This is a genomic window from Priestia sp. FSL W8-0001 (assembly GCF_038050335.1).
Taxonomy (GTDB): Bacteria; Bacillota; Bacilli; order Bacillales; family Bacillaceae_H; genus Priestia; species Priestia flexa.
The window spans coordinates 1-10,000 of sequence record NZ_JBBPAL010000001.1; the positions used below are offsets into that span (position 1 = coordinate 1).

The 10,000-nt window shown below is 36.5% G+C and carries 7 protein-coding genes (1 of these 7 cut by a window edge); 6 read left to right on the forward strand and 1 reads right to left on the reverse strand.

Going from position 1 to position 10,000, the window contains the following annotated elements:
- The 6 genes from dnaA to gyrA all read left to right on the forward strand — a co-directional run bounded on the left by dnaA (position 1) and on the right by gyrA (position 8,884).
- The gene (dnaA, locus tag MKZ18_RS00005) at positions 1 to 1,344 is read left to right on the forward strand and encodes a chromosomal replication initiator protein DnaA (protein ID WP_025907869.1); all 1,344 of its coding nucleotides are present in this window, start codon (positions 1 to 3) and stop codon (positions 1,342 to 1,344) included.
- Between the two features lie 192 nt (positions 1,345 to 1,536).
- Positions 1,537 to 2,673, forward strand: a complete 1,137-nt coding sequence (dnaN, locus tag MKZ18_RS00010; RefSeq protein WP_144593993.1) for a DNA polymerase III subunit beta — start codon at positions 1,537 to 1,539, stop codon at positions 2,671 to 2,673.
- A 103-nt stretch (positions 2,674 to 2,776) separates the two neighbouring features.
- The gene (gene yaaA, locus MKZ18_RS00015; protein WP_025907867.1) at positions 2,777 to 2,992 is read left to right on the forward strand and encodes a S4 domain-containing protein YaaA; all 216 of its coding nucleotides are present in this window, start codon (positions 2,777 to 2,779) and stop codon (positions 2,990 to 2,992) included.
- Positions 2,993 to 3,007: 15 nt separating this feature from the next.
- Complete coding sequence (gene recF, locus MKZ18_RS00020; protein WP_144593994.1) at positions 3,008 to 4,126, forward strand: DNA replication/repair protein RecF; 1,119 nt, start codon at positions 3,008 to 3,010, stop codon at positions 4,124 to 4,126.
- A 222-nt stretch (positions 4,127 to 4,348) separates the two neighbouring features.
- On the forward strand, positions 4,349 to 6,265 hold the full coding sequence (gene gyrB / locus MKZ18_RS00025) for a DNA topoisomerase (ATP-hydrolyzing) subunit B (protein ID WP_025907865.1): 1,917 nt from the start codon (positions 4,349 to 4,351) through the stop codon (positions 6,263 to 6,265).
- A 114-nt stretch (positions 6,266 to 6,379) separates the two neighbouring features.
- A complete protein-coding gene (gene gyrA, locus MKZ18_RS00030; protein WP_163071283.1) occupies positions 6,380 to 8,884 on the forward strand; it encodes a DNA gyrase subunit A in 2,505 nt (834 codons plus the stop codon).
- A 106-nt stretch (positions 8,885 to 8,990) separates the two neighbouring features.
- On the opposite strand, the gene MKZ18_RS00035 is transcribed toward gyrA, so the two are convergent.
- Positions 8,991 to 10,000, reverse strand: partial view of an IS1182 family transposase gene (locus MKZ18_RS00035; RefSeq protein ID WP_138116520.1) — the 3' portion only. The gene runs 568 nt beyond the window's last position; only the last 1,010 of its 1,578 coding nucleotides appear in the window; the start codon falls outside the window, past its right edge; the stop codon is at positions 8,991 to 8,993.

The window sequence follows — 10,000 nt, forward strand, 5'->3', positions numbered from 1 at the left end:
TTGGAAAATATTCATGATTTATGGAACGGAGCATTAGCTGAAATTGAAAAGAAGTTGAGTAAACCAAGTTTTGAAACATGGTTAAAATCAACAAAAGCTCACGCTCTACAAGGTGATACACTTATTATCACAGCGCCGAATGACTTTGCCAGAGATTGGCTAGAGTCTAGGTATTCTAACTTAATTGCTGAAACATTGTACGATTTGACCGGGGAAGAACTAGATGTAAAATTTATTATCCCTTTAAATCAATCTGAAGAAGAGTTTGATTTAACTCCTCCTAAAAAGAATGTAAGCAAAGAAGATGGACATGAATTCCCACAAAGTATGCTTAATTCCAAATACACGTTTGATACTTTTGTTATTGGTTCTGGTAACCGCTTTGCTCATGCTGCTTCCTTAGCAGTTGCAGAAGCACCAGCCAAAGCTTACAATCCACTTTTTATTTATGGGGGAGTAGGGCTTGGAAAAACCCACCTCATGCACGCAATAGGTCACTATGTGCTTGATCATAATCCAGATGCAAAAGTTGTATACCTATCTTCTGAGAAATTCACCAATGAATTTATTAACTCAATTCGTGACAACAAAGCGGTGGAGTTTCGTAATAAGTATAGAAATGTCGACGTTTTACTTATAGATGATATTCAATTTTTAGCTGGTAAAGAACAAACTCAAGAAGAATTTTTCCATACGTTTAATACGTTACATGAAGAAAGTAAACAAATTGTTATTTCAAGCGATAGACCACCAAAAGAGATACCAACTTTAGAAGATCGTCTTCGCTCTAGGTTTGAATGGGGTTTGATTACAGACATTACGCCACCAGATCTTGAAACGAGGATTGCTATTTTACGTAAAAAAGCAAAAGCTGATGGGTTAGTAATTCCTAATGAAGTAATGCTTTATATTGCTAATCAAATCGACTCAAACATCCGTGAATTAGAGGGTGCTTTAATCCGTGTAGTAGCATACTCCTCATTAATTAATAAAGATATCAATGCAGACTTGGCTGCTGAAGCTTTAAAAGATATTATTCCGAGTTCAAAGCCAAAAATTATTACCATTCAAGATATCCAACAAATAGTCGGACAGCAGTTTAATGTAAAGCTTGAAGACTTCAAAGCCAAGAAACGCACAAAATCTGTAGCATTTCCAAGACAGATTGCAATGTATCTATCTCGTGAGCTCACAGACTTCTCATTACCAAAGATTGGCGAAGAATTTGGGGGAAGAGACCACACCACGGTTATCCATGCTCATGAAAAGATTTCAAAGTTGGTTCAAACTGATTCACAGCTCCAAAAACATATTAAAGAAATCAGTGACTCTTTAAAGATCTAATTTTTTCTCTTGTTTTTTGTGTATAAGTGAGATAGGATTGTACACAGTCTGTCCACAGGTGGATAGGCTGTGTACTGGCGTTTTAAGGGGTTATCCACATTTCCACACGCCCTATTACTACTACTACTTTTTTTATAATAAATTAATAAGCTGTTTAAACCGACTTTTAAAATAAAAAGGAGGAAGGATTTCATGAAATTTAAAATTCAAAAAGACTACCTAGTTCAAAGTGTTCAAGATGTAATGAAGGCTGTTTCATCTCGGACAACGATCCCTATTTTGACAGGAATTAAAATTGTTACAACAGAAGAAGGAGTGACTCTTACTGGGAGCGATTCTGATATCTCCATTGAATCATTTATCCCAAAAGAAGAAGATGGAAAAGAAATTGTAGAAATAGAGAAGACAGGAAGTGTCGTTTTACCTGCTCGTTTCTTCAGTGAAATCGTAAAGAAATTGCCAAAAGAAGTTGTAGAGCTAGATGTTCAAAATTTGTTTTTAACAATTATTCGTTCTGGAAAAGCAGAGTTTAATTTAAATGGTTTAGATGCTGAAGAGTATCCACATCTACCACAAATCGAAGAAAATAACGTATTTAGAATTCCTACAGATTTACTTAAAAACATGATTCGACAAACTGTCTTTGCTGTGTCCACCTCAGAAACACGCCCTATCTTGACAGGTGTAAACTGGAAAGTGGAAGGCAAAACACTAACGTGTATTGCAACAGATAGCCACCGTTTAGCCTTGCGTAAAGCAAATATTCAATCTGAACATGATGTTTCTTACAATGTTGTTATTCCAGGAAAAAGTTTAAATGAATTTAGTAAAATTCTAGATGATTCCAATGAACTGGTTGATATTGTTATGACTGAAAATCAAGTTTTATTTAAAACGAAACATCTTCTGTTCTTCTCACGTCTACTAGATGGGAATTACCCAGATACTTCTCGTCTTATCCCAGCTGACAGTAAGACAGACGTTGTTTTAAACGTTAAAGAGTTTCTTCAGTCTATTGATCGTGCTTCGCTTTTAGCGAGAGAAGGACGTAATAACGTAGTAAAACTATCAACTTTACCAGACGGGATTATTGAAATCTCATCAAATTCTCCAGAAATCGGTAAAGTTATTGAAGAAGTTCAAAGTGAATCAATTGTGGGAGAAGATTTAAAGATTTCGTTTAGTGCAAAGTATATGCTTGATGCATTAAAAGCCCTTGAAGGTACAGATATTAAAATTAACTTTACCGGAGCAATGCGTCCATTTGTTATTCGAACATTAGAGAATGACTCAATGCTACAGCTAATTCTGCCGGTTAGAACATATTGATGTTGAAAGCTACTAGGTTGTTTCTAGTAGCTTTCTTTTCTCAAGGACAATTATTTAGTAGAATAATGATAGATAAAATAATTAGGGAAGTGAGCGGAATATGATGACAACAGAAATTCAGATTTCAACGGAACATATTACATTAGGTCAGTTTTTAAAACTAGCTGATGTTATTCAGACTGGTGGAATGGTGAAATGGTTTTTAAGTGAGCATGAAGTTTATGTGAACGGTGAGTTAGAGGAACGCCGTGGTCGAAAGCTATATCCAGGCGATGAAGTAATAATCCCAGATATGGGTGAGTTTATCATTATATCTTAAGAGTTGGTGAATGGTTTGTACATTAAAGAACTTGCGTTAACAAACTATCGTAATTATGAAAAAACAACGGTTGCTTTTGAAAACAAAGTAAATGTCATTCTAGGAGAAAATGCGCAAGGGAAAACAAACATTATGGAATCAATCTTTGTTTTATCAATGGCAAAGTCACATCGTACCTCCAACGATAAAGAATTGATCAAATGGGAAAGTGAATTTGCAAAGATTTCTGGTGTTGTAGAAAAAGAGCGCGGTCCTGTGACGTTGGATTTAATCATTTCAACAAAAGGTAAAAAAGCAAAATATAATTACATTGAGCAACAAAAGTTAAGTCAATACATTGGTGCTATGAATACGGTTATGTTTGCTCCTGAGGATTTGAACCTGGTGAAGGGTAGTCCCCAAGTGCGGAGAAGGTTTATTGATATGGAGATTGGACAAGTTTCCCCTGTATACATGCATGACTTAAGCAAATATCAAAAAGTTTTACAGCACAGGAATCAATATTTAAAACAACTTCAAACACGAAAGCAATCTGACCTATCTTTGCTTGATATCTTAACTGCTCAGCTTACAGAAGTAGCAGCTCGTATTTTAAAAAAGCGATTTGAATTTTTGCAGCTTTTGCAAAAATGGGCAGAACCCATTCATTTTGGCATTAGCAGAGGGCTTGAAAATCTGCATATCGAGTATAAAAATTCGATTGATGTATCAGAAGATGCAGATTTGTCGAAAATGATAGAAGCATATCATGAAAAATTTGATAAAATAAAGAGTAGAGAAATTGATAGAGGCGTTACCTTAATTGGTCCTCACCGAGATGACCTGCTATTTTACGTCAATGAAAAAGATGTTCAAACCTTTGGGTCCCAAGGGCAACAGCGTACAACGGCTTTGTCTTTAAAATTGGCGGAGATTGAGCTAATTAATCAAGAGATTGGCGAGTATCCCATTTTATTACTAGACGATGTTTTATCTGAGCTTGATGATTTCCGTCAGTCTCACTTGTTAAACACGATACAGGGAAAGGTTCAAACATTTGTGACAACCACCAGTATTGAAGGAATTCATCATGAAACTTTAGACAAAGCCGCTACGTTTGAGGTAGAGGCTGGGGTCATACAAAAAATTAAATAGTTTTTTCATACTGATAGCTTTTCAACGTTAATTTTAACAAAGTATGATATCATTATAGTTTTAAGTCTAATGTTTTAAAGCTTACCCTCAAAAATACGAAAGATGAGTTTTGCTTGTCTGAAGCTCCTAAGTGGTTTCCATTCAATTATTTAAGATACGTTAAAAAGAATACAATTATAAACAGTTCGCTGTTAATGAAAAGTGTAGGTGATACATTTGGCAATGGAACAAAAAGAAAAGCAATCATATGATGCTGACCAAATACAAGTGTTAGAAGGATTAGAAGCAGTACGAAAACGTCCGGGAATGTATATCGGCTCTACGAGTGCTAAGGGTTTACACCACCTCGTATGGGAAATTGTTGATAATAGTATCGATGAAGCGTTAGCTGGTTATTGTGATGAAATCAATGTCATAATTGAGAAAGATAATAGCATCACAGTTAAAGATAATGGGCGTGGAATTCCTGTTGGTATGCATGAAAAAATGGGACGACCTGCTGTTGAAGTTATCTTAACCGTTCTTCACGCTGGCGGTAAATTTGGCGGTGGCGGATATAAAGTTTCAGGTGGTCTACACGGTGTAGGAGCATCTGTTGTAAATGCGCTTTCCACTTACCTAGAAGTAAATGTACACCGAGACGGGAAAGTACATTATCAAAAATTTGAACGAGGTGTTCCCGTAGCAGATTTAGAAGTAACTGGTGAAACTGATAAAACTGGTACAGTTATCCACTTTCAGCCAGACGGTGAAATTTTTAACGAAACGTTAGAGTATGATTTTGATACATTGGCAAACCGATTACGTGAATTGGCTTTCTTAAATCGTGGAATTAAAATTACGATTGAAGATAAACGTGAAGAAAACAAAGTGCGTGAATACCATTATGAAGGTGGTATTAAATCATATGTTGAACATTTAAATCGTTCAAAAGAAGTTGTACATGAAGAGCCAATCTATATTGAGGGAAATCGCGACAGTATTTCAGTTGAGATTGCTATTCAATACAATGATAGCTATACAAGCAATCTGTATTCTTTTGCAAATAACATTCATACCTATGAAGGTGGTACACATGAAGCCGGCTTTAAAACAGCTTTAACACGTGCTATTAATGATTATGCACGTAAGAACAATGTGTTTAAAGATAGCGATACAAACCTTACAGGTGAAGATGTACGTGAGGGAATTACTGCAATCATTTCAATTAAACATCCAGACCCTCAATTTGAAGGTCAAACAAAAACAAAATTAGGGAATAGTGAAGCAAGAACTATTACTGATTCTGTATTTGCAGAGCACTTTGAAACTTACCTACTAGAAAATCCAGTGGTAGCTAAGAAAATTGTTGAAAAAGGTGTTATGGCAGCACGTGCTCGAATGGCAGCTAAAAAAGCAAGAGAATTAACAAGAAGAAAAAGCGCATTGGAGATCTCAAATCTACCTGGTAAATTAGCAGATTGCTCTTCAAAGGATCCTTCCATCAGTGAATTGTACATTGTAGAGGGTGATTCTGCAGGTGGTTCTGCTAAACAAGGGCGTAGTCGTCATTTCCAAGCTATCCTACCTTTGCGTGGTAAAATTATTAACGTTGAAAAGGCAAGACTAGATAAAATTTTATCTAATAACGAGATTCGTACAATTATCACGGCATTAGGTACAGGTATTGGAGAAGATTTTGATATTTCTAAGGCACGTTATCACAAACTTGTAATTATGACAGATGCTGATGTCGATGGAGCTCATATTCGTACGCTGTTATTAACATTCTTCTATCGCTACATGAGACAAATTATTGAGTCCGGTTATGTTTACATTGCACAGCCGCCATTATATAAGATTTCACAAGGGAAACGCGTAGAATATGCGTATAACGATAAACAGCTAGAAGAGCTCCTGCCAACGTTCTCAGAAGGGTCTAAACCTAACCTACAGCGTTATAAAGGTCTAGGGGAGATGAATCCAGAGCAGCTGTGGGAAACAACAATGGATCCAGATACGCGTACGCTTCTACAAGTTAACTTACAGGATGCGATTGAAGCAGATGAAACATTTGAAATTTTAATGGGGGACAAGGTTGAACCACGCCGTAACTTCATTGAAGAAAATGCAAAATACGTTAAGAATTTAGATATCTAAACAAGATATTTTTTAGAATTAAAAAGAATGTTAAATGGCAGGGTAGAGGGATTTCTATCCTGCGTTTACATATGTGAACTACTATACTGAACTTCGTGAAGGAGGTTCTTATCGATGTCAGATAAACCAAACTCTCAAATTAAAGAAGTAAACATTAGCCAAGAAATGCGTTCTTCGTTTTTAGATTATGCAATGAGCGTTATTGTTTCACGTGCGCTTCCAGATGTACGTGACGGCTTAAAACCTGTTCATCGTCGTATTCTATATGCGATGAATGACTTAGGTATGACTTCGGATAAACCATTTAAAAAATCAGCTCGTATCGTAGGGGAAGTTATAGGTAAGTACCATCCTCATGGTGACTCAGCTGTCTATGAAACAATGGTGCGTATGGCTCAAGACTTCAGCTATCGCAATATGCTTGTAGATGGTCATGGTAACTTTGGTTCTATCGATGGTGATTCAGCAGCAGCGATGCGTTATACAGAAGCAAGAATGTCCAAAATCTCTATGGAGTTATTAAGAGATATCAACAAAGATACGATTGATTATCAAGATAACTATGATGGATCTGAGCGAGAGCCGGTTGTACTACCAGCTAGGTTTCCTAACTTACTTGTAAACGGCTCAGCGGGTATTGCGGTAGGTATGGCAACAAATATTCCACCCCATCAACTCGGAGAAGTTATTGATGGTGTACTAGCTGTTAGTAAAAATCAAGATATTACAATTCCAGAATTAATGGAAATCATACCGGGCCCAGACTTTCCAACCGCAGGTCAAATCTTAGGTATTAGTGGAATTCGTAGAGCTTATGAAACAGGAAAAGGCTCTATTATTATTCGTGCAAAAGTAGAAATTGAAGAACAATCAAATGGAAAACAAACGATTATCGTTAATGAGCTTCCATATCAAGTAAATAAAGCGAAGTTGATTGAAAAGATTGCAGAACTTGCTAGAGATAAAAAGATTGAAGGTATTACAGATTTACGCGATGAATCAGATCGCTCTGGTATGCGTATTGTAATCGAAGTTCGAAGAGATGCAAATGCCAATGTCTTACTAAATAACTTATATAAACAAACATCTTTACAAACAAGCTTTGGTATTAATATGCTTGCTTTAGTGGAAGGGCAGCCGAAGGTTTTAAACTTAAAACAGTGTCTACAGTATTACTTAGACCATCAAGTTGTTGTTATTCGCAGACGTACTGAATTTGAGTTAAGAAAAGCAGAAGCACGTGCTCATATTTTAGAAGGCTTAAAGATTGCTTTAGATAATCTCGATGCGGTTATTGCATTAATTAGAGCTTCTCAGACAACCGATATCGCTAGAGAAGGATTAATGACACAATTCTCACTAAGTGAAAAGCAGGCACAGGCTATTTTAGATATGCGTTTGCAAAAGCTTACTGGGTTAGAGCGTGAGAAAATTGAAGCTGAGTACCAATCTTTACTAGCTTTAATTGCTGAATTAAAAGCGATTCTAGCAGATAATGAAAAAGTTTTGGGAATTATTCGTGAGGAATTAATAGAAGTTAAAGATCGCTTTAATGATGGGCGTCGTACAGAAATTATAGCGGGTGGTTCTGAAGTTATTGAAGATGAAGATCTTATTCCGCGACAAGATATTGTTATTAGCTTAACACATAACGGATATATTAAACGATTACCTGTATCTACTTATAAGAGTCAGAAGCGTGGGGGGCGTGGTATTCAAGGAATGAATACCAATGAAGATGATTTTGTTGAACATCTTTTAACAACTTCTACACACGATACAATTTTATTCTTTACGAATAAAGGGAAAGTATACAAAACAAAAGGATATGAAATTCCTGAGTACGGAAGAACTGCTAAAGGGATCCCTATTATTAACTTATTAGAAGTAGATAAAGGTGAATGGGTCAATGCTATTATTCGAGTTGATGAGTTCGTTGATGACTGGTATTTATTCTTTACAACAAAACAAGGTATTTCAAAACGTACCCCATTATCTTCTTTTGAAAACATCCGTAATAGTGGCTTAATTGCATTAAGTTTACGAGAAGAGGATGAGTTAATCTCTGTAAAACTAACGGATGGTAAACGTGATATGGTTATTGGTACTAAAAATGGTATGTTGATTCGCTTTAATGAGAATGATGTCCGTTCAATGGGGAGAACAGCAACTGGTGTAAAAGGAATTACTCTTGATTCAGAAGATGAAGTAATTGGGATGGAGATTCTTGAAGAAGAATCAGATATCTTAATTATTACAAAGAATGGATATGGTAAGAGAACACCAGCTAATGAATACCGCATACAGACTCGAGGCGGTAAAGGTCTAAGGACATGTAATATTACAGATAAAAATGGTGATGTAGTCGCATTGAAGTGTGTAACATCTGGAGAGGAGATTATGGTAATTACAGTCAGCGGTGTATTAATTCGTCTGTCTGTCTCTGGAATTTCTCAAATGGGAAGGAACACTCAAGGCGTTAAAGTGATTCGTTTAGGAGATAGTGAGTTTGTTTCTACTGTAGCAAAAGTTCAAACATCTGAAGAAGATGAGGAGCTTGACGAAGAAGTCGACTCAGAACTAGACGTTACCAGTGAAGAATCACCTGAAAATGAGTAAATAGGCAAAAGAGGCTGGGACATAACTAGCCAAAAATAATGAAAAAGGGTTCTCATCATCGCATTTTGATGATGAGAACCCTTTTTTGTTGATCTGTTTGATTGGTCTATGCACATTTTACGCTGGAGGCGATGTACTTTCGTACATTCACCGCCATGAACGCAAACCCTAATTCGTTTTTCACGTTCTCTTTGCCTCTTACGGACATTCGAGTGAAACGCAAATTAGCCTTCAGATATCCAAAAACTGGTTCTACGTCAATCTTACGTTTTCCGTAGATTTTACCCGTTTTTTCTTCTGAAAGCAGCTGTTGAATGCTTTTCTTTTGTTGTTCCCACTTTTCGTTATAATGGATTCTTCGGTTCTTTCCTTCCTTCGCCTTCGTACATTGTGAACGAAAAGGACAACCTGAACAGTCTTCACATTCGTACACATTGAATAACCTTGTAAATCCGTAACGGTCTGTGCGATGCGATTTGTAACGAAACGTCAACTTATTCCCGTTGGGACAAGTAAAGGAATCATCTTCTTCATGATAATCCCAATTCGCTGTCTGAAATGGGTCATTCTTAACGCGTTTTTTCTTCTCTTTTCGATACATACTATATGTGATAAGAGGCGTACGCTTTCTGTTCTGCACATCGAGGTAATTCTCTTCACTTCCATATCCCGCATCTGCGACAATATAGTCTGGGAGTTCGAAGTAGTGATGTTCAATTGCGTCAAGAAACGGACAAAGTGTTCGTGTGTCCGTTGGATTTGAAAAGACATCGTAAGCAAGTGTATATTGACCTTCTGTCGCAATTTGCACATTATACCCCGCCTTCAGTTGGCCATTCTTCATGTAGTCATCCTTCATACGCATAAACGTGGCATCATGATCTGTTTTTGAATAACTATTCCGTTCGTTAAAAATCTCCATGTCTTTTTCATACTTTAACTTACGTTTCACAAAGTCTTGAAATTGCTTATACGCTTTCTTCGGTTCTTTTCTGCTTGATCGCAGTTGTTTTCGTTCATCGGCATCTTCACTTGCTTCAATTTCTTTTGTCAACTCTTCAACCTTTTCTTCTAATTTTTTAGTGATTAGAGATAATTCTTCAACAGAAAGTTCGT

Bases quoted from the DNA above. Each gene is read 5' to 3' on its own strand.
- dnaN (WP_144593993.1), top strand. From the start codon at position 1,537: ATGAAATTTAAAATTCAAAAAGACTACCTAGTTCAAAGTGTTCAAGAT.
- yaaA (WP_025907867.1), top strand. From the start codon at position 2,777: ATGACAACAGAAATTCAGATTTCAACGGAACATATTACATTAGGTCAG.
- gyrB (WP_025907865.1), top strand. From the start codon at position 4,349: ATGGAACAAAAAGAAAAGCAATCATATGATGCTGACCAAATACAAGTG.
- gyrA (WP_163071283.1), top strand. From the start codon at position 6,380: ATGTCAGATAAACCAAACTCTCAAATTAAAGAAGTAAACATTAGCCAA.